We start from the raw sequence: 22823 nt of genomic DNA, 5'->3' as shown, positions 1-22823 counted from the left end.
ATGAGACGGTTGCCTGATTTTCTTAATCGTTGAGTTTTCTGACGAAGGGATCAGAGCTGATGCCTTTGTCCAGCACGATTTTTGCGTATTCTTTGGCTGAAAACAACGAGTGGTCTTTGTAGTTGCCGCACTCTTTGGCTGTGACGGCTGGCACGGCGTCGGCTGTGATGACTTTTTTCAGTACAGCGACGAGCGCGTCCCTGACTTCTGCGGGCGAGTGGTCGTCCCAGATAATCATGTAAAATCCTGTCCGGCATCCCATCGGCGAAATGTCGATGATGCCAGTCAGTTCATCGCGCATCCAAGTTGCCAGCAAATGCTCAAAGGTGTGCAGTGCGGCAGTCGGCAATGCATCTTGGTTGGGCTGGAGAAATCTCAGGTCATATTTTTGAACGTGCGCGCCGCTTTCGTGTGTTTCCGTTCCGGCCAGGCGGACATAGGGGGCTTGGACGTTGTTGTGGTCAAGTAAAAAACTTTCAACTTGTGCCATTGTTCGGTCATCTCCTTAATCTGTGTCATTCCGCCTCAATATAGCAGTGGAGGGGCCTGTCTGTCAATGGGAAATGTTTTTGACGCCGGTTGTAAACCGGAAAATTATCGGTCAGATGCTGTGTTTCTTTTGTCAAACACGGGTTACAATTGAAAAATCAAGAAATTTTCAGCACTTTGTGTTAAAATAATTGGTAAGTTTGAATCGGGATAATTCAAGAAGACGTTATGAGATGAAAAGGAGTTTTAGCAAATGAGAGAATACAATGTAGCAGTAGTTGGAGCAACGGGTGCGGTCGGTACAAAAATGATTGAAATGTTGGAAACGAGCAGTTTACCAATTAAACATATTAAGTTGTTGGCATCAAAGCGTTCTGCCGGAAAAGAAAAGACATTTAAAGGCGAAACAGTTGTGATTGAGGAGTTGACGGCTGACTCGTTTGAAGGGGTGGACATTGCGTTGTTCAGCGCCGGCGGTTCCATCTCCCAAAAATTTGCACCGGAAGCAGTGAAACGCGGTGCGGTCGTTGTTGACAACACCAGCGCCTTCAGAATGACAGAAGGAGTGCCTTTAGTTGTGCCTGAAGTCAATGAAGAAGCGTTGAAGGAGCACCGGGGCATCATTGCCAATCCGAATTGTTCGACGATTCAGATGGTTGTGGCACTGGAGCCGATTCGTAAAAAATACGGGCTTGACCGGGTGATTGTGTCGACTTATCAGGCGGTCAGCGGCGCAGGCGTGTCAGCGATTGAGGAATTGAAGCAGCAGGCGCGTGACATGTTGGATGGAAAGACGGAAGTGACGGCAGAAATCCTGCCTAGCGCCGGCGATAAGAAGCACTACCCGCTGGCTTTCAATGCGTTGCCGCAAATTGACTTGTTTACGGAAGACGGCTATACTTTTGAAGAACATAAGATGATTAACGAAACGAAAAAAATCATGTCTGATGATGCGATTAAAGTATCGGCAACATGTGTGCGGGTGCCGGTGCTGTCAGGTCACTCGGAATCAGTGTATATCGAGCTGAAAGAAGCAGGCGCGACTGTCAAGAGCCTTCAGGAGATTTTATCACAGGCACCGGGAATCGTACTGGAAGATGACCCGGCTGAACAGCTGTATCCTCAGGCACTGACGGCAGTCGGCAAAAAAGAAACATTTGTCGGACGAATCAGACAAGATTTGGATGTTGAAACAGGGTTCCACATGTGGGTTGTTTCAGACAACTTGCTGAAGGGGGCTTCTTGGAATTCCGTTCAAATTGCTGAAAGTCTGCATAAGCTGAATCTGGTTCATGTGAATCAATAGTTAGGAGAGAATATACATGGAACTAAAAGATGCGACCATTTTAACAGCGATGATAACCCCGTTTGATGAAAACGGCGCGGTTAACTTTGAGGTGTTGCCGGATTTAATCGAATATTTGCTGGAACATCATACAGAAGGTCTGATTGTCTCTGGTACAACTGGCGAATCGCCTACTCTGTCCGAAGAAGAAAAACTGAAATTGTTCAAGGAAACAGTCAAGATTGTTGATGGACGCGTACCGATCGTGTGCGGTGTCGGCAGCAACAATACGGCTGAATCGGTGGCATTTGCAAAAAAAGTTGCAGAAATCGAAGGCGTCGCTGCGGGATTATGCGTCGTTCCATATTATAATAAACCGAGCCAAGAAGGGCTCTATCAGCACTTCAAAGCGATTGCGGAAGCGAGCAGCCTGCCGGTCATGTTGTACAATGTACCGGGGAGAACGGTGGCTAACATGGAAGTGGCAACGACACTCAGACTGGCAGAATTGCCGAATGTCATCGGCGTCAAGGAATGCCACGGCTTGGATGCCATTTCGGAGATTATCGAACAGGCACCGGCTGATTTTCTGGTTTACTCAGGCGAAGACGGCATGGCGATGGCAGCCCGCTCCATCGGCGGCAACGGCATCATTTCGGTAGCAAGCCACGTAGCCGGCGATGACCTTTACGAGATTTATCAGGCGCTTGAAGCAGGCGACCTTGAAAAAGCTGGCCGGATTCACAGACAATTTGTACCGAAATATAAAGCAGTCTTCTCCGTGCCGTCACCGGCGCCGGTGAAAGCTGTATTGAATCATTTAGGATTGAACGTGGGGGCGCCAAGATTGCCTTTGGTTGCCTGCACGCCGGAAGAAACACAACGAATATTAAACGAATTAAATTTATAGGAGGAAAATTAATGAGGTGGACGACGTGAGTCATATAAAAATAGTACCTCTCGGTGGTGTCAGAGAAAACGGGAAAAATAATTATGTAGTGGAAGTCGGTCAGGAAATATTTGTTCTTGACTGCGGATTAAAGTATCCGGAAGACAGTCAGCTGGGGATTGACATGGTCATCCCTGACTTTTCTTATCTGGATGAGAACAAAGACAAGATAGCGGGTGTTTTCCTGTCGCACGGCCATGCGGATGCGATAGGTGCGTTGCCGTATCTGCTGGAGAAAATCAGTGTGCCCGTTTTCGGAACGGAACTGACTATCGAGCTGGCAAAACTCAACGTAAAAAATTACCCGCCGACGAAGAATTTTAAAGATTACCATATAATTGATGAACAGACAGAGATTGATTTTGCAGACAGCACAGTCAGCTTTTTCCGGACCACCCACACGATACCGGAATCAATCGGTATCTCTATCAAGACAGTGGAAGGCAACATCGTTTATACGGGCGATTTTAAATTCGACCAAAGTGCGGTGCCGATGTATCAAACGAACTTTTCGCGGTTAGCTGAAATCGGCAACGAAGGCGTACTGGTGCTTTTGAGCAGTTCATCCAATGCGGAAAGCAATATTCAAACAGCATCCGAACGCCAGATAGCAGAAGAAGTTTACGACACGGTGCGCTACTGGGACGGCCGCATCATTGTTGCAAGTGTGGCTAACAATATCCAGCGGATTCAGGAAGTGCTGGACGCTGCCCACAAATCTCACCGCAAAGTGGTGCTGACCGGGCATGATTTGGAACAAGTCGTTAAAACAGCGATTCGTCTGGAAAAACTGGAACTGCCTAACGACAAGCTGATTATCAATGAACGTCAAATGAAAAAACACCGTCCTGAAGAATTGTTGATTTTGGAAACAGGCAGAATGGGCGAGCCTATCAAGTCATTGCAGAGAATGGCCAGCCGCCGCCACCGTTCAATCAACATTCAAGAAGGCGATTTGATTTACATCACCACGACCCCGTCAATAGCAATGGAAACAATCGTTGCCAAAACAGAAGACATGGTCTACCGGGCAGGCGGAGTCGTCAAAACGATTTCTGACAACTTGCAAGTATCCGGTCACGGTAATCAGAACGATTTAAAACTGATGATGAATCTGCTGAAGCCGAAATACTTTATTCCTGTACAGGGAGAGTACCGGGTGCTGGCCGCCCATGCGGACTTGGCGCATGAGATCGGCATTCCTTATCAGAATATCTTCATCACAAGCAATGGGGACATTGTCGAATTTGAAAAAGGCAAAATGCGCATGACGGGTACCACTCAGGCGGGCAATGTCCTGATTGACGGACTGGGTATCGGCGACATCGGCAACATTGTTTTGCGGGACCGCAAAATTTTATCAGAAGACGGTATTTTCATTGCAGTGGTGACCATCAACCGCAAACAGAAAAAAATCGTATCCAAACCGCGTATTACGACACGGGGCTTCGTTTATGTCAAAGCCAGCAAGGATTTGATGAAAGAAAGTGCCTCGATGGTCGAAGAAATCGTGACGAAAAGTCTTGACGACAAAGATTTTGAGTGGGCGAAATTGAAGCAGGACATCAGAGACCAGCTTCACAAATACTTGTTTGAACAGACAAAACGCCGACCGGTGATTCTCCCGGTTATTATGGAAGTTAATCAGAAAAAACATTAAGTGTGACCAATAAAAACGGACAACTCAGCAGACACAGGTCAGTGTCGGGGTGTCCGTTTTTTTTGGTTGGTTGTTTCCTTATCAGGGCGCAGCACATTAACGCCTTCTGACAAAAAAACAGTCGTCATGTCTGTGGTAGTTATTTCTTTTTCTGTTACAGTGTAGAAAGAGTTGTTTTTTGCGGAAATTCTGTTAAGATAAAGGAATAATGTAGGTAGAATGCGTTGAAACAGGTAGTGAGCGAATAGAAAACAGATTGGAAAAGTTGGTGAAACAGATGGCAACAAAACACGATCAGATTTTGGAACATATAGAAAACTTGCCGGTGGGTGTCAAGATTTCTGTTAGAGGCATTGCCAAGGAATTGCAGGTCAGCGAAGGGACTGCTTACCGCGCCATCAAGGAGGCAGAAACGAACGGCCTTGTATCGACCATTCAACGTGTCGGAACGATTCGTATCGAGCGGAAGATGAAGGAAAGCATCGAAAAACTGACCTTCAAAGAAGTGGTGAAGGTTATCGAAGGCGACGTTCTGGGCGGCGATAAAGGTCTGGACAAAATTTTGAATAAATTTATCATCGGTGCGATGACAGAAAAAAGCATGCTGCGTTACATCACACCCGGTTCGTTGATGATTGTCGGTGACCGGGAAGGAGTGCAGCGGCTGGCTTTGAGAAACGGTGCAGCGGTGCTTTTGACTGGCGGATTCGACGTGTCGGAGGAGATTCGTCAGCTGGCAGACGAAGTGGAAATGCCTATTTTACGGACGACCTATGACACGTTCACAGTGGCGACGATGATTAACCGGGCAATCAGCGATCAGCTGATCAAAAAGGACATCATGCTGGTCGGCGACATTCAGACAGCGATGGACCAGACGCATTACATGTATTTGAAAGATACCGTTGAGGATTACCAGAAACTGGCGCAATCGACGCATCACTCGCGGTTCCCGGTAGTCAACCGGACGAAACGGCTGATGGGGATTGTCACGTCCAAGGACATCATCGGCAAACAGCTGCATCAGACGATCGACAAAGTCATGACCAAAAACCCGCGCCAAGTCAAGGCGCACATGAGTGTGGCCAGTGTGGGGCACATGATGATTTGGGATGGTCTTGAAGTCATGCCGGTGGTGGAAGATGATTTGACACTGATTGGGATTGTTTCCCGTCAGGATGTGATGAAGGCGATGCAGCTGGCTCAGAAGCAGCCGCAAGTCGCCAATACTATTTCCGATGAGATAGCTGCGGAAATTATCGAAAAGGAACCAGCCGGCAACGGACAGTCCCAAGAGTCGGTTTATACGTTCAATGTGTCGCCCCAGATGGTCAGCGGCATGGGGACGATGGCGTTTGGTGTGCTGAGCGAAATCATTGCCGAGGTCAGCCACCGGGCGATGTTCAAAAATCACCGCAAGAACTCTGTTGTGGAACAGGTGAGTTTATACTATTTCAAATTGATTCAGATTGAAAGTGATGTGGAAATCCGTCCGCGCATCTTGGAGATGGGACGACGTTCAGCAAAACTGGATATTGAAGTGTTTATTGAGAATATCTTGGTGGCTAAGGCAGTCGTTCTTAGTCAGTTGATGGAGAAGCCCTAGAGGAGGCAGTTGTAGTGGGAGTTAGAATCGATATATTAAAGACAATCAAAGCGTATGATACAATCATCATTCAGCGTCATAAAAGTCCGGACCCGGATGCGTTGGGGTCGCAGGGGGGGCTGGCGGAGATATTGCGGGCCACTTTCCCGGAAAAAAAGATTTACCAGACAGGCGGTTCGGTTCATGATTTGGACTATTTGATTACGATGGACGAAATCAGCGATGAGGTGTATCAGGGAGCACTGGTGATTGTTACTGACACAGCCAATGCGCCGCGCATTAGCGACAGCCGCTATAAATTAGCCGAAAAACTGATTAAAATCGATCACCACCCGGACGATGAGCCCTATGGTGATTTATCGTGGGTCAATACGCGGGCGAGCAGCACAAGTGAAATGATTTATGAATTCTTTTTGATGTTTGCTGATGAATTGCAGATGACGGATGAAGCGGCACGTCTATTGTATGCCGGTATCGTCGGTGATACGGGACGCTTCCTGTACCCTGCGACGACTGCCCGTACACTGGAGATTGCTGCCGAGCTGCGGGGTTATCAGTTTGATGCGACCCGGTTATGCCGGCGGATGGAAGAAATTACGGTCAATGTGGCACATTTGTCAGGCTATGTCTGGGAAAATATGACGATTGACGAGCATGGGGCCGGCATGGTGGTGCTGACTCAGGATATTTTGACCAAGTATGGTGTCGAGGACTCGGAAACCTCTGCACTGATTCCACTGATTGGACAAGTCAAAGGCGTTGTCGCATGGGGAATCTTTGTGCAGCAGCCGGAAGGGTATTTCCGGATTCGTCTGCGCTCTAAAGGGCCGGTCATCAACGAACTGGCAAAACGCCATCACGGCGGCGGACATCCTCTAGCCAGCGGTGCTAATGCCAAAGATATGGCAGGAGTCGAGAAAGTGTACCAGGAAATTCAAGAACTGGTAAAGGCGTATCTTTCGGAAAATGCGTAAAAAGATAAAGAGCGTGTCTCTTTATCTTTTTTTTGCATTCTAGAGGGGATAGCTTTTTTCAAAGCCGTCACGTAAAATAAATTCAAGACATTCATAAAAAAAGGGGGATTTGTATGGCCAATATTGTTATTTTAGAAGATGATGTCAATTTGAATGAAGGAATAAAAATTGCGCTTGACGACGGAAACAAACATTTTTTTCAATGTCGGAAAATAGCTGAGGCACGGCATATATTGTTGCATGAAGAGGTTGATTTGCTGCTTCTTGATTTGAACCTTCCAGATGGTCAAGGGATGTCCTTTCTGCGGGAAGTGCGCTATCAATATGATTTTCCGATTATTATTATTACTGCTAATCATATGGAATCAGATATTGTAATTGGTCTTGAAGCAGGTGCGAATGACTATGTGACCAAGCCGTTCAGTTTGATGGTATTGAGAGCGAGAGTCGCAGTTCAATTAAGGAAAAACAAAACGGTTGATCAATACAAAACAGAAAACTTTAATTTTGATTTTAGAAAAATGTTGTTTACTGTTCACAATAAACCGGTCGAATTAAGTAAAACAGAACAAAAGCTGCTTCATTTGCTCATTCAAAATCGCGGGACGATTGTGAAGCGTGATGACTTGATTGACAGCATTTGGTCTGAAGACCATGAGTATGTTGAGGCGCATGCTTTGACGGTGGTGGTCAAACGTCTCCGTGATAAATTAAAGCGACACCCCGCTGATGTCCAGTGTATTAAAACGGTATATGGGATTGGTTATATGTGGGAGGTAGAAAAATGATGCCGCTGATGTTTGTTGTGGCTGCTTTGGTAATGGGGATGAGCCTTATTTGGCAAAGATTCGTTCATAAAAAGAGAGAAAATGAATTGATTGATAACTTGCAAACGATGGTTGCATCAGCGGCTAATGGGACACTCCAACTTAACAGTTTGGAGGAGACGAAGTTGTCTTCGTTGGAAAATAGTCTATATATGTATCTGATGCGTTCCAGAGTTATTTCAACTAAGCTTGCGGAACAGAAAGAAAGCATGCAGCGTTTGATATCAGATGTTTCGCATCAGTGTACGACACCTATTTCTAACATTGTCCTTTATTCAGAATTGCTGAAGGAAACGGAAGCGGGACAGTGTGACAGAATATCATTAATTCACCAACAAGCGGAAAAACTGGATTTCTTGATAAAAACGCTCGTTAAAATGTCACGGATGGAAAACGGTGTCATACAACCGGTCTTGAAACAGCAGCCCGTACAGCCGCTGTTTACTGCGCTGCAGTTGCAATTTCAGTCCGTAGCCGAGCGACGCGGGGTGACATTGAGGATTGAACCAACTGACAGTACCGCGTTGTTTGATAAAAAATGGACGGGTGAAGCACTTGCTAACATAGTGGATAATGCACTTAAATATAGTGCAGCAGGCGGGAAAGTTAAAGTATCAGCGGTCAGCTATTCGTTATTTTCAAAGATTTGTATTGCAGATGATGGCCCAGGGATTGCCGAGGAGGAACAAAACCTTATTTTCCAGAGGTTTTACCGTAGTGACTCTGCCGCTGAAACGGATGGGATTGGCGTGGGGTTATCGCTTGCAAGACAAATTATGAAAGCGCAGGGTGGATATATTCGGGTTTCTTCAAAGGAGAATCATGGTGCTGTGTTTTCTGTCTTCCTTCCCAATGATTGAATTCTGTCAGTTTTGATACTTTTCAGATACGTGATTGAGAGAAGTGCTTGATATAGTGAATATGGCCGGCACTATGTAATGAGGTGGGAGAAAATGATAATTGTAAAAACAACAGCTGTCAAAAAAATTTTTGGAGAAGGAGAGACAGCTGTTCAGGCACTTAGAGGTATCAGTCTGACTATTAATGATGGCGAGTTTATTGCGATTGTAGGGACAAGCGGCAGCGGGAAATCAACGTTACTTCATATTTTAGGAGGACTTGATTATCCGACTAGCGGAAAAGTAGTGATTTATGGAAAAAATTTGGCAGATTTGAATGATGAAGAACTAACAATTTTTCGTCGGCGCAACATCGGCTTTGTTTTCCAAAAGTTTAATTTAGTACCTATGCTGACAGCATGGGAAAATATCATCATTCCAGTTAGATTGGATAGCAGAGTCGTGGATACTGCTTATCTTGAGCGGATTGTTCAATTGCTCGGTCTGGAAGAAAAAAAGCACGAATTCCCGAATAATTTATCTGGCGGTCAGCAGCAGCGGGTTGCTATTGCGCGGGCGCTGGCAACAAAACCGGCGATTATTCTTGCCGATGAACCAACCGGTAATCTGGACTCGAAAACCAGTCAAGAGGTTTTAAGCCTTTTGCGGAAAACAAATCAGGAGTTTGGTCAGACCATTGTAATGATTACTCATAACGAGGAGGCTGCTCAGCTTGCTGATAGAATTCTCCGGCTTGAAGATGGTCAGCTCGTATCAGAAAGGTTAAAAGAAAATGATAGCAAGTAACAGTCAATTCATGTTACTAGGCCTGACTATTCGTTTTTTTAAGCGTTACAAGAAACATACACTCGCATTGTTTTTTAGTTTCCTCCTGACAGTCGCGCTGCTTGTTAGTATTATTACATTGACACATACCAATCAGCGTATTATTGAGAAGCAGAATTTGTTTATTTATTCAGATATTGACTATCAATTAGAAAATGTGTCGGCGGACCAGCTAAAAAAAATTAAACAGGTTTCTGGTATCAAGCATTTGGGAGTGACGTCCTATGTCGGTTATATTGAGACAAAAGAAAATCAGTGGGGGTCGGTGATTGCTGCTACCGACGAAGCGATTCTTTCGGTGTCTGCTCTGCTGGATGGCCGAATGCCACGAAAGTCTGATGAGATTGTTGCTGAAAAATGGGCATTGTTAAATTTAGGTATCAACCCTGTTGTCGGTCAGTTGTTCACATTGCCTGTCGCTGATGCGGCTGAGACTGGTAACAAGTCGCCCCGGACCTATCGCCTGGTGGGGATCATCAACGATTTAGCATTGAACAAACGTTCAGGTGCGATCGACCTGTATACGGCTCTTGCCCCAGAAAGTTCTAGAAGCAGTGTGCTCACCGTTTTTCTAGCTTTTTCTGAAAATACTAATAAAGAAAAAAAGATTGCAGCCGTTGCTCAAGCAGCTAACATTCCCCGCAGCCAGATTCGGAAAAATGTGTGGCAAGATGAATTTCATCAGCCATTGCAATCAGACATGCAAATAGGCTTGTTGTTGACGTTTGTTTGTGCGAGCGTGATATACGGTATTTATCGCATGATGTTGATGTCTCGGAAAAATCAGTTCGGCATTTTGCGGGCGATAGGCCTGACAAAACGGCAAATTCAAAAAATTATTTTGTATGAGCTGGGTTTGTTAGCAGCGGTGAGCTATCCGCTGGGAATAGGTCTCGGCATACTTCTGTCTTACTTAGTGACTCATATGTCAAAAGACCAGCAGATTAAAATATATTTCTGGGGAAAAGCAGACGCATTCCAGCTGATTGTTCCGATACTACCGCTCATACTTTGTCTCGTGTTATTGCTGGGGGCAACTATAATGATTGGCGTGATTGGTGCGAAAAAAGTTAACCAGCAATCAGTAATCGGAACGATTTTCAGCAACGCAGGACTTGAGCAGTCGGCGCGACGGGTAGCGTTGATTAACGCAAAGCAGAGATTTTTGTCTGTGTATCAGCAGCTGGGCATCAAATATTTTTTTCAAGATATAAAAACGACGTGTTACATGCTGCTCTCACTTACAATTGGCATCAGTTTATTTGTTGCCTTAAGTTATCAAGCGATATTGTCCAACGAAGAACAAGAAATCAAAAAAGCGACAGATTTTTACACTAGTGACTTTATTATGACTGCAACAGATGATCAAAATAGCTATGTAGGAATTACGAAACAAACATTTCAAGCAGTAGTGAATGAAAAAAGTGTTGTTGAGGTGGATGCACAAACAGCGCTGCCGATTCAAGTTGTAGATGACGGAGTGGCACGCAACAGCCGTTACTTGGCGGAAAGAAATCAGCATGTTGTCACCCACTATGGATTTCAGCTCAGCGGCAATAATGGTCAAGAAGATGTTTTTATGACTAAGTTGAAAGGATACAATGACTCCGCACTCTCCAAACTTTCCGATTATCTGATTAGCGGGAAAATACCTGATGACGGGTTGAAAAGAAATGAAGTAATCTTGGCAATGCCCACAACCAGCACTTATGGGCGCTCGAAAGGGATGGTCGGTTTTTTTAAGACCGGAGAACCAATCATGGCGTATCAAGCAGGTGATAAAATCCGCACACGTTATGCAGTGGGGCAAGAACTATCAGACGCTGGCATAGAGCAGTTGATTGCCGGGAACTCGACAACGCTTGAGGAAAAAGAATGGGTTGTATCAGCGGTTGTCTTTTACCCGTATATGCCGCAAGTTTCTTTGCTTGAGAAAAGTTATCCGCTGCTGATTACTTCAGAAGATAACTTTCGACAGATAGTCCCGCAAGCAGTTTATGAGTCATTGGCAATACATGCGGCTGATAAATTGACACCGACAGCACAAGAAAAAACGGAACAGCGTCTCATTGAATTAGCTGTAGCGAATCAGCACGTCACTGCTCGGAGTTTGATTGATGAAATTGCACAGCTTGAATCTATCTATCGTAAAGAGATGGTTTATGTGATAGGGATTGCTTGTGTCGTCTTCTTGTTAGTCATAACGAATGTCATTAATAACTTGAAATACCGTATTGAGATGCGAACGCAGGAGTTGTTCCTGTTGAAAGCAATCGGTATCACAACTAATCGTCTGATTGTGACAATTGTATTTGAAAATTTAATCGTTGCGGGAATGTCATTGGTGTTGAGTGCCTTGCTGGCGATACCAATCACAAGATATCAATACGTGCAGTCACAAATCTACCTTCTTGGGAAAAAATATGACTATCCGTTGACTTCTTTGTTTGCGGTAGCATTCTGTACACTGTTTTTAAGCGTAGTAATCAGCTGGTTTGTATCGCGCAATTTGCGGCGGCAGACCATCATTGAGGGATTGCAAGATATAGCATAAACACCCAGCTGCCGAAAAAGGCAGTTGGGTGTTTTTTTGTTTAATAAGTATCTTCATAAAGAAGACTTTTTTCTTCCCATTCCGCCATCACAGCGTCTTGTTCTTCCATTTGAGCGGTCAGCTGATTGTTCAGCTCGGTCAGGGCTTCGTGGTCTTCCAGATTTTCCGGCTGTTCCATTTGCTTCTGAAGTTCAGCGATGTGTGTGTCGATGTTGGTCAACTGTTCCTCAAGTGCTGCGATTTCCCGCTCGAGACTGCGTTTTTGACGCTGATGTTCTTTGTCCTGCTGGAAGTCCCGTTTGGCAGATGAAGCAGCGGGAATTTCCGCCTCTGTCTTTGAAGCAGTCATTTCAGCAACTTCCTGTTCTTCTTTTTTCTTCTCAAGGTAATAGTCGTAGTCACCGTGATACAGTTTCGAACCGTTCTCTGAAAGTTCCAGCACGCTGGTGGCAATGCGGTTGATAAAGTAGCGGTCGTGCGAAACAAAGAGCAGCGTGCCGTCATAGTCAATCAGAGCTTCTTCCAGCACTTCCTTGCTGTCAAGGTCCAAATGGTTGGTCGGCTCGTCCAAGAGCAGCAAATTGTCTTTTTGCATGGACAGCTTTGCTAGTGCGACCCGTGCCTTTTCGCCGCCGCTCAGCAGCGGGATGGTTTTTTTGACATCTTCTCCGGAGAAGAGGAAGGCACCGAGTACGGTACGGATGTCTTTTTCCGGAAATGTCGGGTGTTCCTGCCACAATTCTTCCAGCACCGTGTTGCGAGAGGTCAAGTTGGCTTGCTCCTGATCGTAGTAGCCGATGTCGACATTTTGTCCCAGCTTGGCTGCGCCTTTAAGAAACGGAATTTGTCCGGTGACTGATTTCAACAGTGTGGATTTCCCGATACCGTTAGGGCCGATCAGAGCGACGGCTTCTTGTTTACGCAGATGTAACGTGACTGGTTCGCTTAAAACCGTGTCGTCATAACCGATAGCAGCCTGCTCGATGGCTAGTACGTCGCGTCCGGACTGACGTTCCGCTTGGAAAAGGAATTTTGCCGATTTTTCATCACCGGCCGGTTTGTCCAGACGCGTCATTTTTTCTAGTTTTTTGCGTCTGCTCTGCGCGCGTTTGGTCGTGGATGCCCGAACCAGATTACGTGCGATGAAGTCTTCCAGCTTGGCGATTTCCGCCTGCTGTTTGTCGTAGGCTTTCCATTCTTGTTCTTGCTGGGCGGCCTTTAGTTCCAGATAGCGGCTGTAATTACCTGTATAATGATAGATTTGGTGCCGGCTCAGTTCGTATACTTCAGTCACGATTTTATCCAGAAAGTAGCGGTCGTGCGACACAATCAGAATTGCCCCGCGATAACCCTGCAAGTAATCTTCCAGCCAGTTCAGCGTATCGATATCCAGATGGTTGGTCGGCTCGTCCAAAATCAAAAGATCAGGTTTTTCCAGCAGCAGCTTGGCAAGGGCCAGCCGCGTTTTCTGTCCGCCTGACAAGGTGTTGACGGGTTGGTCGTAAAAGGATTCAAAAAAGCGGAAGCCGTGCAAGACGGATTTGATTTCTGATTCGATGCCGTAGCCGTTGCTGTCCAGGAATGTTTGCTGCAAAGCTGCATATTGTTCCAGATAATTGTTTGAATCGGCATGATTGCCTTTCTCGCTTTCCAGACTAATCAGCTTTTCCAGTTCACGCATTTGCGATTCGATGGCATGGACGGATTCAAAAACGGAGACGACTTCTTCCCAGACCGTTTTCTGCGATGTCAGCCCGGTATGCTGAGCCAAGTAACCGAAGCTCAAGTTTTTTGTCCGAGTGATAGTGCCTTCATCCGGTTCCTCTTCACCGGCAAGCATTTTCAAAAGAGTGGACTTACCCGCGCCGTTGCGGCCGATAAGCGCAATCCTGCTTTTGTCTTTTATTTCAAGATTAATATGTTGAAAGAGTGTTTCGCCGCCAAAGTGACGGGCCACTTGATTTGCCTGTAGTAAAATCATTGTATTTCCTCACTTTTTTTATCTTTTTATAGTGTATCATATTTGCGGTTAATTAGGTATCGAAGGCAAGTCATGTTTACTTTTTGGCAATTCAAGACTTTAGAATTGCATTTGTCTTGAAGGATTAGTATTCTAAATAGTGAATATTAAAACATTATTCATTTTATGTAGTATTAGGAGGAAGAATGATGAAAGATCAGTTGATCCCAAAGGCGACAGCTAAAAGACTGCCTTTGTATTACAGATATTTAAAAACTCTTTACGCTTCCGGTAAGCGGAAAGTGTCTTCGACGGAGTTGAGTGATGCGCTCAAAGTAGATAGTGCGACTATCAGGCGTGATTTCTCCTATTTTGGCGAATTGGGCAAACGGGGATACGGCTATGACGTAGAAAATTTAATGAATTTCTTTGCGAAAACATTGAATGAAGATGTACTGACCCATGTGGCACTGATCGGTGTCGGTCATTTAGGTCATGCCCTTTTGCGCTACCGGTTCCAGCGCAGCGAAAGCATCCGCATCAGTGCGGCGTTTGATGTAAAAGAAGACTTGGTGGGACGGATTTTGGAAGGCGTACCGGTCTATTCTGCTGAAGAAATGGTTCAGCAAATCAAAGAACAACAGATCGATGTGGCGATTTTGACGGTCCCGGAACATGTGGCTCAGCAAAATGCTGATTTGCTGGTCAAGGCCGGCATTCGCGGCATTATGAACTTTACACCCGTCAGACTGGACTTGCCGGGCTATGTTAAAGTTCAAAATGTTGATTTGACAAATGAAATGCAGACGTTGATTTATTTCTTGAACAATTATCCGGCGGAAACGGACGGGACAGAAACGGAAGACAACGGGACTGCTGTAACAGAATAAATCTCATAGAGATGTGTTGTGGCTCTATAATTTATGGGAGTGATGAATCCACTTTTGATTCATCACTCCCATTTTTTGTAATAGATAATTCTTCTGTTGAAGGTAAAGTTCTCCTTATTAAAACACTCAGTCGCGGTTCTCGCTTCGTACAGAATCCTATTTGAGCAAGAGCCTGTTTAGTTGAGCAGTGCGAGACGGGCTGCGATAACAACGGCGTTCATGCATGTGTGCGTGATGACGGATGTCCAGATGGAACCGGTATGGCGGTACAACCAGAAGAAAAACAAGCTCAAGCCAGTATACAGCAGGTAATGTCCGTCAAAGTGGAAAACCGCAAATATCAGCGAACTGATAACTGCCGCCAGCCAGAACAACCCGCTTTTCGGCATGGAACCGTTGGTCAAGTTGTTGACAATCAGATTCGGCAAGGCAAACCGGAAGACGAATTCTTCCATGATAGGCCCGCAAATGGCAACGGCGATCATGAAAAAAGGGGCGGACTGGATAATACTAGTGATGTTTTCTGTGTTTTCAGACGTCAGCTGTCCGCCGAAAAAAAGCACTTCAAGTTGAATCAGGATGTTTTGCAGCAAAACACTCAGACCGACGCCTAGAATGCCCCATATAAGTATGCGCGGCAAACTCTTTTTTTTCTGTTCCAGCGGAAACGGGAATCGGGCTGCCTTATAAACAGTCACGATAGCTGCTGCTCCGGCGAAGTAGGCGACGATCGACATCGTGGTGAGAACATCCGGATCACGTGAAAAAAAAGAAACAATAAAGGAGTTGATATAGGCTAGTAAAAAAATGCCGATAATCACCAACGAATTTTTTTTGAGTGATGTCATGAAAGGCAGCTCCTTCTTGGATAAGATATATCATATGCTAACACAAAATCGGGATTAAGCAAAAAAGTTTATCATATGGCTTGCAAAAGATTTAAAAAATAGGTATTATAAAAGAGTGGTTTAGCACTTAGCATAAAAGAGTGCTAAGTGCTAACTGATTAATTTTTATGGAGGGATAGCAAGTGTTAAAACCATTAGGAGATCGTGTAATTATTGAAGTAACTGAAGTAGAAGAAAAAACTGTCGGCGGTTTAGTATTGACTTCAGCATCTAAAGAAAAGTCCCAGACTGGCTCTGTAATTGCCGTGGGCGACGGCCGTATCCTTGATAATGGCACCAAACTTCCTCTATCTGTCGAAGTTGGTCAAACAGTCATGTTTGAAAAATACGCAGGCAGCGAAGTGAAGTACGAAGGTAAAGAATACTTAATTGTTCATGAAAAAGACATTGTTGCTGTTGTTGAGTAGTGGACAGATAAAAAACTATTGAGGTGATATAAAATGGCTAAAGAAATTAAATTTTCAGAAGATGCACGTGCTGCGATGATGCGCGGTGTTGACACACTGGCTGACGTGGTAAAAGTAACTTTGGGACCAAAAGGACGCAACGTTGTTTTGGAAAAATCATTCGGTTCACCATTGATTACAAATGACGGTGTAACAATTGCTAAAGAAGTTGAACTTGAGGACCATTTTGAAAATATGGGTGCCCAGCTTGTTGCTGAAGTAGCATCTAAAACAAATGATATTGCCGGTGACGGGACAACGACTGCAACGGTTCTGACACAAGCAATCGTTCGTGAAGGCTTGAAAAACGTCACAGCCGGCGCTAACCCAATCGGTATCCGCCGCGGTATCGAATTAGCTACGAAAAAAGCTGTCGAAGAATTGATGGCAATTTCTAAACCGGTGGATTCAAAAGAAGCTATTGCACAAGTAGCGGCTGTTTCATCCGGCGATGATGAAATCGGCACGCTGATTTCAGAAGCAATGGAAAAAGTGGGCAACGACGGTGTCATCACCATCGAAGAATCCAAAGGAATCGAAACAGAACTGGATGTTGTTGAAGGTATGCAGTTTGACCGCGGCTACCTGTCACAGTACATGGTGACTGATAATGACAAGATGGAAGCTGTTCTGGAAAATCCATACATTTTGATTACTGACAAGAAAATTTCAAACATTCAGGATATCCTGCCGTTATTGGAACAAATCTTGCAGGAAAGCAAACCACTGGTTATCATCGCTGACGATGTGGACGGCGAAGCGTTACCGACACTTGTCCTGAACAAGATTCGCGGCACCTTCAATGTGGCTGCTGTGAAAGCACCAGGATTCGGCGATCGTCGTAAAGAAATGCTGGAAGACATCGCAGTTCTTACAGGCGGTACAGTTATCACAGAAGAGCTGGGACTGGACTTGAAAGAAGCTACCATCGATTCATTAGGTACAGCCAGCAAAGTTGTTATCGATAAAGACAACACAACAATTGTTGAAGGTTCAGGTTCTGCTGAAGCTATCGCTGAGCGCGTCAACTTGATCCGGACACAAATTCAAGAAACAACGTCTGATTTTGACCGTGAAAAACTGCAAGAACGTTTGGCTAAACTTGCCGGCGGTGTGGCAGTTATCAAAGTCGGTGCTGCAACTGAAACAGAACTGAAAGAACTGAAACTGCGTATCGAAGATGCTTTGAATGCAACTCGTGCGGCAGTTGAAGAAGGTATTGTTGCCGGCGGTGGAACAGCCTTCATCAATGTTCTGAACAAATTGAGCGAATTCACTGTGGACGCTAAAGAAGGCGACGAAGCAACTGGTGTGAAAATCGTCTTGCGTGCATTGGAAGAGCCGGTTCGTCAAATTGCTGAGAACGCAGGTCAAGAAGGCTCGGTAATCGTTGACAAGCTGAAACATGCTGAACCAGGCATCGGCTTTGACGCGAAAGCAGATGAGTGGGTCAATATGATTGATGCTGGTATCGTTGACCCGACTAAAGTAACACGTTCAGCTCTGCAAAATGCTGCCAGCGTGTCAGCTCTGTTGTTGACAACTGAAGCAGTCATTTCAGACAAGCCGGAACCAGCTGCTCCAGCAGGCGGAATGCCAGGCGGCATGGACCCGTCAATGATGGGCGGCATGATGTAAGCTTGACGTCATCAATGCTGACAGTTTAAAAAGATAGAACAGGACAAAAGGAGGCAGTCAGTGTCAGCCCTTCTCTTCGTTGAGAGCGGCTTGACAAGGGCTGCCTCTTTTTCTATCTCATTTCCAAATGGTCGAAACGATATAGCTTGATGTTTTTATTTTCTTTCAAGTAGATGATGTCGAAGTAGAAGTACAACTCCCGCTGATTTGCAGAATGCCGGCGGGGCACACGAAAGTAGTTGCTGTTGTTTTTATCCATCGTCAGCAAAATGTCTCTTTCATGAATGAAAAAGGGGATATCCGTTTCAACATATTTAAAAAACAATTCAAAAAATTCTTTCGCTTTGTCTGTTTGATATTCAAGCACGCTTTTCATCATTCCACCTCCAAAGAGACCGCTCATTCCACTATTATTATACGAACTAACGTTCTTGTTGTAAAGCGGTGAAGCCGAATGACTATTTTAAAATCCGCTGATTTTAATGGATATATATATATGTATAAAAAGTATGTTAAATTAGTATTTTTTTAGTATGATAGACGTATAAAAGTTTTAGGGGGAATCGCAGTGAAAAGAAGTGATAATTATAAATATCATACCTATGACTTTCTGAAAAAGCGAAAATATGATCCAAAATGGCGGGAACGTTATTTAGAAGAAAGAAACAAACGTTTAACCGTTGCAGTGACGTTTGTGTCGTTGATGTTAGTGCTTCTTGTAAGTTTGCTCTTTTTTCTTGGGCAGGGAAGTGATGATGAAGCGGTTGGGACTCCGGCGAAAATTGACAACAATGTTTCTTCTTCAGAACTATCAACAGACACGGTCGAACGGTTGTTGACAGACGAGGAAATTGTTTCGATTTTCTTATATAAATTAGATGTTGCACAAGGTTTTACTCGAAATGATTTGCTCATTAAGCGAGGTGCTAATGGCTTATTAGTGATTGATAATCACAATGTCAATTACGAAGTCCTGGCGGAACAAAAAGGAAATATATTATACTTTACAGTCCGCACAAGAACCAAAAAAGAAATAAACAGATTAATCGAATATGATATAAAGAATAATAAAGTGATAAAAAATGAAACAGTACAAAGTAATGAAGACTTTTCGTATGCGGTACCAGTATCGGAAATAACGGATAAAACGTTTTATTTTTCCGGGGTCAATAATCCGCTTGATGTTCATTTAGCATTTGCAGATAATGGGCAGGGACAGGTATCATTCACTACTAAGGGGTTAGATAATTTCGGCAACGATACGGTGGTTTATACAGCAGTTTGCAATCAGATTCCTACTACAGAGATTCGAATCTTTAGCGCAGCACATGAACACAGGAGCAGTCACAGCAATATCCGGACGGTAAAAGTGAATACTGCCATTACGCTGATTGGGATAGAGAACGAATATGAAGGAAGCAGCAACCAGTTTGATATGTCAGGACCGCTTTATGTATTTTACAATAAAAATGGTGGAAGTTCTTTGATTACACCAAATTACGCTGGAAATGTGACAGCTGAATACGCTGATGTTATGCAAGAAGTGTTGTCAAATTGATTCACACTAGTTATATAGTTCAAAACAATATTTATGTATCATCGTGTTCCACGAAGTTAAAAAAATACGGGAAGTAGAGAGTTGCTCTCTTACTTCTCGTATATTACAACCGGTGAAACCGCGGCGTCATTTTATCAAAGGTTGCAAAATAAGTGAAGCCGATGTCTTTTAAAATAGCCTTGCTTTCCTTAGTATAGCATCCCAGTTCTTCAGGTGCGTGGCTGTCGCTGCCGATGGTGATAAGTTCGCCGCCCAGCTCATGATAAAGTTGCAAGATAGTCATAGATGGTGTCGTGTCCGGCAGATTGTAGCGGATAAAAGATGTGTTGATTTCAAGACCTTTATTATCTTTAATGATGGCTAAAAGAATCGCCCGTATGATTTCTTCATGTTCGTCAAAAGAATCATTTGCGACAGTGACATATCTCCGCAGCAAGTCCATGTGCGCCAGGCAGCTGTAATCATGATAAGTTGTGACGACGCGGTACATTTCTTCATAATAATCCTGATAAGCTTGTTTGTCGGTCTTATTCCGCTGGAAGTCGCCGGTCCAAAATTCCTGATTTCCAACTTGATGAATGGACAGTAAAATAAAATCAAACGGATACGCGGCAAACAGTCGTTGATACTTTTTAATGGTTTCTGTCTGTATACCAAATTCAAGGCCGAAGCGCAGGGTGATGCGATTTTTGTAGGTGTCCTTTAACTGGCAGAATTGTTTGTAATAGGATGCGTAGTCAACGTTTGTGCGAACGTTTTTTGCATTCATGTCAAGCCGCGGGTCATCGACATCATATTTTACGCCATAATCGACATGGTCCGTAAAGCAGATTTCATCCAGCCCTTTTTTTATTGCATCTTGCACGACCTGTTCCATTTGATAGGTCGAGTCATCACTGTAATGCGTGTGCACATGATAATCGACTTCCACATCGCATCCCTCCTCTTTTACGTTATTATAGCATCCTTTCAGTCTTACCCGAATGCCTTTAAAGATGAAAAAATAATGGATAGCCTTGTAACAAGCATTCCCCGTAAAATCAGCGTTGGCTTTTACGGGGAATGGTTTGGCTGGTTACAAATCGATGGTTGAAATCTGCCACAGAGAAACGGGCAGACTGGTTGTGCCTCGCGCATGATGAATCTCAATGCTTGTGGCTTTAGGATGTGTAATCAGTTCAAATAAATCCAGTAGTTCATCTGCCGTCACATCTCCTTCAGCTGTTTTCACGACAACTTTTGAAACGTCTGAAAACTCTTTGACAGTGACTTCTTTTGTGTTGATCATTCTCAGAAATGCCATATTCCCACCTCGCTTTATGTGTCGATTATATCAAAAAGCCACCGAATAAGCTGGTTTTAAGTGGTACATTGACTTAAAACAGCGCCCGGTTAGGATGGATAAACTAAAATCGATTTGACATGCACGAGGTTGATGAGTTGAGTATCTCTGTAATTGCTGTTGGCAACTTGAATTAAATCCGGAGAGCCGGCGAATTCGTCAGTGACGGCGTCGATGGTCAGCGAGTGTGTACGGTCGAAGATGATTTCCAGTGTTTTCCCTGCATTTAACTGTGTCAGAATAAAAGTCTTCATGATCAGTACCCCTTTCCTACATCAATTATACCAAATGACCAGACTGAAAGAGATGCCTATATGATATACTAAGAGCAACTTAACAATTCAAAAGGAGAACGCGATGGCAAAACTGTATTTCAAAAAAATGGTGACAGAAGATGATATAGCCAAGTTTTGGGAAAAGAAACGGCAATATGAAGCAGAGGATGTTTTCCCCAATTTGGAAGAACAGGGGGAAGAAAGGCAAGAGCTGATAGACTGGTTTCGTTCGCAGGAGTACTACGATATCATCATGACGCTGCACACTAGTTCATCGGACGGCGGCAGTACCTTGCAATTTGTTTTTATGTATGATGCACAGAATAACTATGTGGGGTTCACACACTACAAAATTTATACAAAAGAAGACGGCAAGGCAGTCGTCCTTGATTTTTGTATCGACAAACCATATCGAAATCAAGGAATAGGCAGTTATGCAGCAGGCTGTCTGGAAAACTTGCTGGTAAGTGAGGGTGCGGCGTATGTCACATTGAATACGTCAAACAAAGACAACCGCCGCTTTTGGTTACGAAACGGTTATGAAGAGTGGAAACAGGACGAATTTGGAGAGACACTTTACAGAAAACAGCTGCCGGCCGGTGAATAGGGATTATTTATCAAGGAGATGTTTGAATGACAGTATGCTTGTTTTGTAACGACAAACTTCCTTATGTTCTGGAGAACGGCACATGTGCTGCGTTCTTTGACAAACATCCCGTGTCAAGAGGACACATGCTGATTATACCGAAAGCTCACAAGACAGATTATTTCCAGCTATCCTGTCAGGAGAAACAAGACATGGACGCGCTGATTACAGCCGGAAAACGGTTGTTGGAGAATACCTATTCTCCTGCTGGTTACAATATCGGATTTAACTGCGGCTTGAGTGCGGGGCAATCTGTTTTTCACTGTCACTGTCATCTCATTCCCCGTTATCAGGGAGATTGCGTCAACCCCCGGGGAGGCGTCAGAGGAGTGATTCCAGAGAAAATGAATGACTAGACACTGGCAGTTTATATCGAAAGAGGTGGACAATGAAGAAAATAAAAATTGGGGGAATACCAGAGGCGCAGGATGATTCAGTAAATCCGGTCCTGACAGAAGATAATCGAATGACAGTTGTTTTCGTTCATGGCTTAGGACAGCAGGCGGCCAGTTGGGATAAAACGAAAGAGGCGCTGTCGGGTTCAGCGGATATTTTCACGCCTGATTTGTGGGAGTTGTCAGCCGGCAGCGAGGTCACTTATGATCATTTATATGATGTGTTTTCTGATTACTGCCAGTCGCTTTCAGGGAAAGTTCACTTGTGCGGCCTATCCCTAGGTGGCGTGCTGGCGCTGCACTATGGACTGGAACATCCGGAAAAAGCGGCGTCGCTGACATTGATCGCCACTCAGTATCAGATGCCGAAAACACTGCTTAAATGCCAAAATATTTTCTTTCGGCTGCTCCCGGGGAAACTATTTGAACAGATGGGGTTGACCAAAAAAGAAGTGATTGGCCTGACGCGTTCGATGATGGATTTGAACTTTAAGCAGAGACTGTCTGAAATTAATGTTCCTGTTGCGGTCGTTTGCGGGGAAAAAGATACCGCCAATAAAAAAGCTGCGGCTGAACTGGCGCGGCTGATACCACATGCAGAATTATCAATGGTGCCGCGTGCCGGTCACGAAGTAAACGAGGCTGCCCCGCAACAGCTGGCAGCCTTATTGGATGGATTTATTTTGAGGCGGGCACAAGTATCACTGAATCGAAGTGCTGCTCGCTGATTTTTGTT

General features: G+C 44.5%; 23 protein-coding genes. 16 read left to right on the top strand and 7 right to left on the bottom strand.

Features of this window, described 5'->3' with window-relative positions; translation table 11 throughout:
* Window positions 1–22 precede the first annotated feature (22 nt).
* Window positions 23–490: an S-ribosylhomocysteine lyase gene (locus CBF27_RS08695; protein ID WP_126813923.1), complete on the bottom strand. Its 468-nt coding sequence runs from the start codon at window positions 488–490 to the stop codon at window positions 23–25.
* A gap of 252 nt (window positions 491–742) precedes the next feature.
* Between CBF27_RS08695 and CBF27_RS08690 the strand changes: the two genes are divergently transcribed.
* The 9 genes from CBF27_RS08690 to CBF27_RS08650 all read left to right on the top strand — a co-directional run bounded on the left by CBF27_RS08690 (window position 743) and on the right by CBF27_RS08650 (window position 12029).
* Window positions 743–1795: an aspartate-semialdehyde dehydrogenase gene (locus tag CBF27_RS08690; protein WP_126813922.1), complete on the top strand. Its 1053-nt coding sequence runs from the start codon at window positions 743–745 to the stop codon at window positions 1793–1795.
* A 16-nt stretch (window positions 1796–1811) separates the two neighbouring features.
* Entirely contained in the window at window positions 1812–2684 is an 873-nt protein-coding gene (gene dapA / locus CBF27_RS08685; protein ID WP_126813921.1) for a 4-hydroxy-tetrahydrodipicolinate synthase, read from the top strand.
* A 25-nt stretch (window positions 2685–2709) separates the two neighbouring features.
* Window positions 2710–4383 (top strand): ribonuclease J, encoded by a 1674-nt coding sequence (locus CBF27_RS08680; protein WP_126813920.1) that lies wholly within the window; start codon window positions 2710–2712, stop codon window positions 4381–4383.
* A gap of 277 nt (window positions 4384–4660) precedes the next feature.
* Window positions 4661–5989 (top strand): DRTGG domain-containing protein, encoded by a 1329-nt coding sequence (locus tag CBF27_RS08675; protein ID WP_126813919.1) that lies wholly within the window; start codon window positions 4661–4663, stop codon window positions 5987–5989.
* A 14-nt stretch (window positions 5990–6003) separates the two neighbouring features.
* Window positions 6004–6963 carry a DHH family phosphoesterase gene (locus CBF27_RS08670; protein ID WP_126813918.1) on the top strand — a complete coding sequence of 320 codons (960 nt, stop codon included), beginning with the start codon at window positions 6004–6006 and terminating at the stop codon, window positions 6961–6963.
* A gap of 113 nt (window positions 6964–7076) precedes the next feature.
* Complete coding sequence (locus tag CBF27_RS08665; RefSeq protein WP_126813917.1) at window positions 7077–7751, top strand: response regulator transcription factor; 675 nt, start codon at window positions 7077–7079, stop codon at window positions 7749–7751.
* A complete protein-coding gene (locus CBF27_RS08660) occupies window positions 7748–8650 on the top strand; it encodes a sensor histidine kinase (RefSeq protein ID WP_126813916.1) in 903 nt (300 codons plus the stop codon). The genes CBF27_RS08665 and CBF27_RS08660 overlap by 4 nt, the downstream gene beginning before the upstream one ends.
* Window positions 8651–8743: 93 nt before the next feature.
* Window positions 8744–9436 carry an ABC transporter ATP-binding protein gene (locus CBF27_RS08655; RefSeq protein WP_126813915.1) on the top strand — a complete coding sequence of 231 codons (693 nt, stop codon included), beginning with the start codon at window positions 8744–8746 and terminating at the stop codon, window positions 9434–9436.
* Window positions 9437–9503: 67 nt separating this feature from the next.
* Entirely contained in the window at window positions 9504–12029 is a 2526-nt protein-coding gene (locus CBF27_RS08650; protein ID WP_170175063.1) for an ABC transporter permease, read from the top strand.
* A gap of 40 nt (window positions 12030–12069) precedes the next feature.
* Here CBF27_RS08650 and CBF27_RS08645 read toward each other — a convergent pair whose 3' ends face one another.
* On the bottom strand, window positions 12070–14010 hold the full coding sequence (locus CBF27_RS08645) for an ABC-F family ATP-binding cassette domain-containing protein (RefSeq protein ID WP_126813913.1): 1941 nt from the start codon (window positions 14008–14010) through the stop codon (window positions 12070–12072).
* 188 nt (window positions 14011–14198) lie between these two features.
* Between CBF27_RS08645 and CBF27_RS08640 the strand changes: the two genes are divergently transcribed.
* Window positions 14199–14879, top strand: a complete 681-nt coding sequence (locus CBF27_RS08640; RefSeq protein ID WP_126813912.1) for a redox-sensing transcriptional repressor Rex — start codon at window positions 14199–14201, stop codon at window positions 14877–14879.
* A 176-nt stretch (window positions 14880–15055) separates the two neighbouring features.
* On the opposite strand, the gene CBF27_RS08635 is transcribed toward CBF27_RS08640, so the two are convergent.
* Window positions 15056–15727: a CPBP family intramembrane glutamic endopeptidase gene (locus tag CBF27_RS08635; RefSeq protein ID WP_126813911.1), complete on the bottom strand. Its 672-nt coding sequence runs from the start codon at window positions 15725–15727 to the stop codon at window positions 15056–15058.
* Window positions 15728–15909: 182 nt separating this feature from the next.
* Between CBF27_RS08635 and groES the strand changes: the two genes are divergently transcribed.
* Together groES and groL are read left to right on the top strand one after the other, a co-directional pair.
* On the top strand, window positions 15910–16194 hold the full coding sequence (gene groES / locus CBF27_RS08630) for a co-chaperone GroES (RefSeq protein ID WP_126813910.1): 285 nt from the start codon (window positions 15910–15912) through the stop codon (window positions 16192–16194).
* Window positions 16195–16227: 33 nt separating this feature from the next.
* Window positions 16228–17871, top strand: coding sequence for a chaperonin GroEL (groL, locus tag CBF27_RS08625; RefSeq protein ID WP_126813909.1), 1644 nt, complete (start codon window positions 16228–16230; stop codon window positions 17869–17871).
* Between the two features lie 112 nt (window positions 17872–17983).
* On the opposite strand, the gene CBF27_RS08620 is transcribed toward groL, so the two are convergent.
* Window positions 17984–18247, bottom strand: a complete 264-nt coding sequence (locus CBF27_RS08620; RefSeq protein WP_126813908.1) for a DUF5960 family protein — start codon at window positions 18245–18247, stop codon at window positions 17984–17986.
* Between the two features lie 192 nt (window positions 18248–18439).
* Here CBF27_RS08620 and CBF27_RS08615 point away from each other — a divergent pair, with 192 nt between their 5' ends.
* Entirely contained in the window at window positions 18440–19429 is a 990-nt protein-coding gene (locus CBF27_RS08615) for a hypothetical protein (protein WP_126813907.1), read from the top strand.
* A gap of 103 nt (window positions 19430–19532) precedes the next feature.
* On the opposite strand, the gene CBF27_RS08610 is transcribed toward CBF27_RS08615, so the two are convergent.
* The 3 genes from CBF27_RS08610 to CBF27_RS08600 all read right to left on the bottom strand — a co-directional run bounded on the left by CBF27_RS08610 (window position 19533) and on the right by CBF27_RS08600 (window position 21025).
* Complete coding sequence (locus CBF27_RS08610; RefSeq protein WP_126813906.1) at window positions 19533–20360, bottom strand: histidinol-phosphatase HisJ family protein; 828 nt, start codon at window positions 20358–20360, stop codon at window positions 19533–19535.
* 144 nt (window positions 20361–20504) lie between these two features.
* A complete protein-coding gene (locus CBF27_RS08605) occupies window positions 20505–20732 on the bottom strand; it encodes a hypothetical protein (RefSeq protein WP_126813905.1) in 228 nt (75 codons plus the stop codon).
* A gap of 89 nt (window positions 20733–20821) precedes the next feature.
* A complete protein-coding gene (locus tag CBF27_RS08600; RefSeq protein ID WP_126813904.1) occupies window positions 20822–21025 on the bottom strand; it encodes a hypothetical protein in 204 nt (67 codons plus the stop codon).
* A 103-nt stretch (window positions 21026–21128) separates the two neighbouring features.
* On the opposite strand from CBF27_RS08600, the gene CBF27_RS08595 reads away from it, so the two are divergent.
* The 3 genes from CBF27_RS08595 to CBF27_RS08585 are packed head-to-tail and all read left to right on the top strand — an operon-like array spanning window position 21129 to window position 22815.
* A complete protein-coding gene (locus tag CBF27_RS08595) occupies window positions 21129–21653 on the top strand; it encodes a GNAT family N-acetyltransferase (RefSeq protein ID WP_126813903.1) in 525 nt (174 codons plus the stop codon).
* Between the two features lie 26 nt (window positions 21654–21679).
* The gene (locus CBF27_RS08590; RefSeq protein WP_126813902.1) at window positions 21680–22048 is read left to right on the top strand and encodes an HIT family protein; all 369 of its coding nucleotides are present in this window, start codon (window positions 21680–21682) and stop codon (window positions 22046–22048) included.
* Between the two features lie 32 nt (window positions 22049–22080).
* Window positions 22081–22815, top strand: a complete 735-nt coding sequence (locus CBF27_RS08585) for an alpha/beta fold hydrolase (protein WP_211334644.1) — start codon at window positions 22081–22083, stop codon at window positions 22813–22815.
* Window positions 22816–22823 lie beyond the last annotated feature (8 nt).

Source organism: Vagococcus acidifermentans, from assembly GCF_003987655.1.
Lineage (GTDB): Bacteria > Bacillota > Bacilli > Lactobacillales > Vagococcaceae > Vagococcus_B > Vagococcus_B acidifermentans.
This window is presented reverse-complemented; position numbering and strand designations above follow the sequence as displayed.

What these genes read in the sequence shown, in the direction of transcription:
- groL (WP_126813909.1), top strand. Translation starts at nt 16,228, where the DNA reads ATGGCTAAAGAAATTAAATTTTCAGAAGATGCACGTGCTGCGATGATG.
- CBF27_RS08695 (WP_126813923.1), bottom strand. Translation starts at nt 490, where the DNA reads ATGGCACAAGTTGAAAGTTTTTTACTTGACCACAACAACGTCCAAGCC.
- CBF27_RS08655 (WP_126813915.1), top strand. Translation starts at nt 8,744, where the DNA reads ATGATAATTGTAAAAACAACAGCTGTCAAAAAAATTTTTGGAGAAGGA.
- CBF27_RS08660 (WP_126813916.1), top strand. Translation starts at nt 7,748, where the DNA reads ATGATGCCGCTGATGTTTGTTGTGGCTGCTTTGGTAATGGGGATGAGC.
- CBF27_RS08690 (WP_126813922.1), top strand. Translation starts at nt 743, where the DNA reads ATGAGAGAATACAATGTAGCAGTAGTTGGAGCAACGGGTGCGGTCGGT.
- CBF27_RS08585 (WP_211334644.1), top strand. Translation starts at nt 22,081, where the DNA reads ATGAAGAAAATAAAAATTGGGGGAATACCAGAGGCGCAGGATGATTCA.
- CBF27_RS08645 (WP_126813913.1), bottom strand. Translation starts at nt 14,010, where the DNA reads ATGATTTTACTACAGGCAAATCAAGTGGCCCGTCACTTTGGCGGCGAA.
- CBF27_RS08590 (WP_126813902.1), top strand. Translation starts at nt 21,680, where the DNA reads ATGACAGTATGCTTGTTTTGTAACGACAAACTTCCTTATGTTCTGGAG.
- CBF27_RS08605 (WP_126813905.1), bottom strand. Translation starts at nt 20,732, where the DNA reads ATGGCATTTCTGAGAATGATCAACACAAAAGAAGTCACTGTCAAAGAG.
- CBF27_RS08600 (WP_126813904.1), bottom strand. Translation starts at nt 21,025, where the DNA reads ATGAAGACTTTTATTCTGACACAGTTAAATGCAGGGAAAACACTGGAA.
- CBF27_RS08635 (WP_126813911.1), bottom strand. Translation starts at nt 15,727, where the DNA reads ATGACATCACTCAAAAAAAATTCGTTGGTGATTATCGGCATTTTTTTA.
- CBF27_RS08665 (WP_126813917.1), top strand. Translation starts at nt 7,077, where the DNA reads ATGGCCAATATTGTTATTTTAGAAGATGATGTCAATTTGAATGAAGGA.
- CBF27_RS08675 (WP_126813919.1), top strand. Translation starts at nt 4,661, where the DNA reads ATGGCAACAAAACACGATCAGATTTTGGAACATATAGAAAACTTGCCG.
- CBF27_RS08620 (WP_126813908.1), bottom strand. Translation starts at nt 18,247, where the DNA reads ATGAAAAGCGTGCTTGAATATCAAACAGACAAAGCGAAAGAATTTTTT.
- CBF27_RS08595 (WP_126813903.1), top strand. Translation starts at nt 21,129, where the DNA reads ATGGCAAAACTGTATTTCAAAAAAATGGTGACAGAAGATGATATAGCC.
- dapA (WP_126813921.1), top strand. Translation starts at nt 1,812, where the DNA reads ATGGAACTAAAAGATGCGACCATTTTAACAGCGATGATAACCCCGTTT.
- CBF27_RS08640 (WP_126813912.1), top strand. Translation starts at nt 14,199, where the DNA reads ATGAAAGATCAGTTGATCCCAAAGGCGACAGCTAAAAGACTGCCTTTG.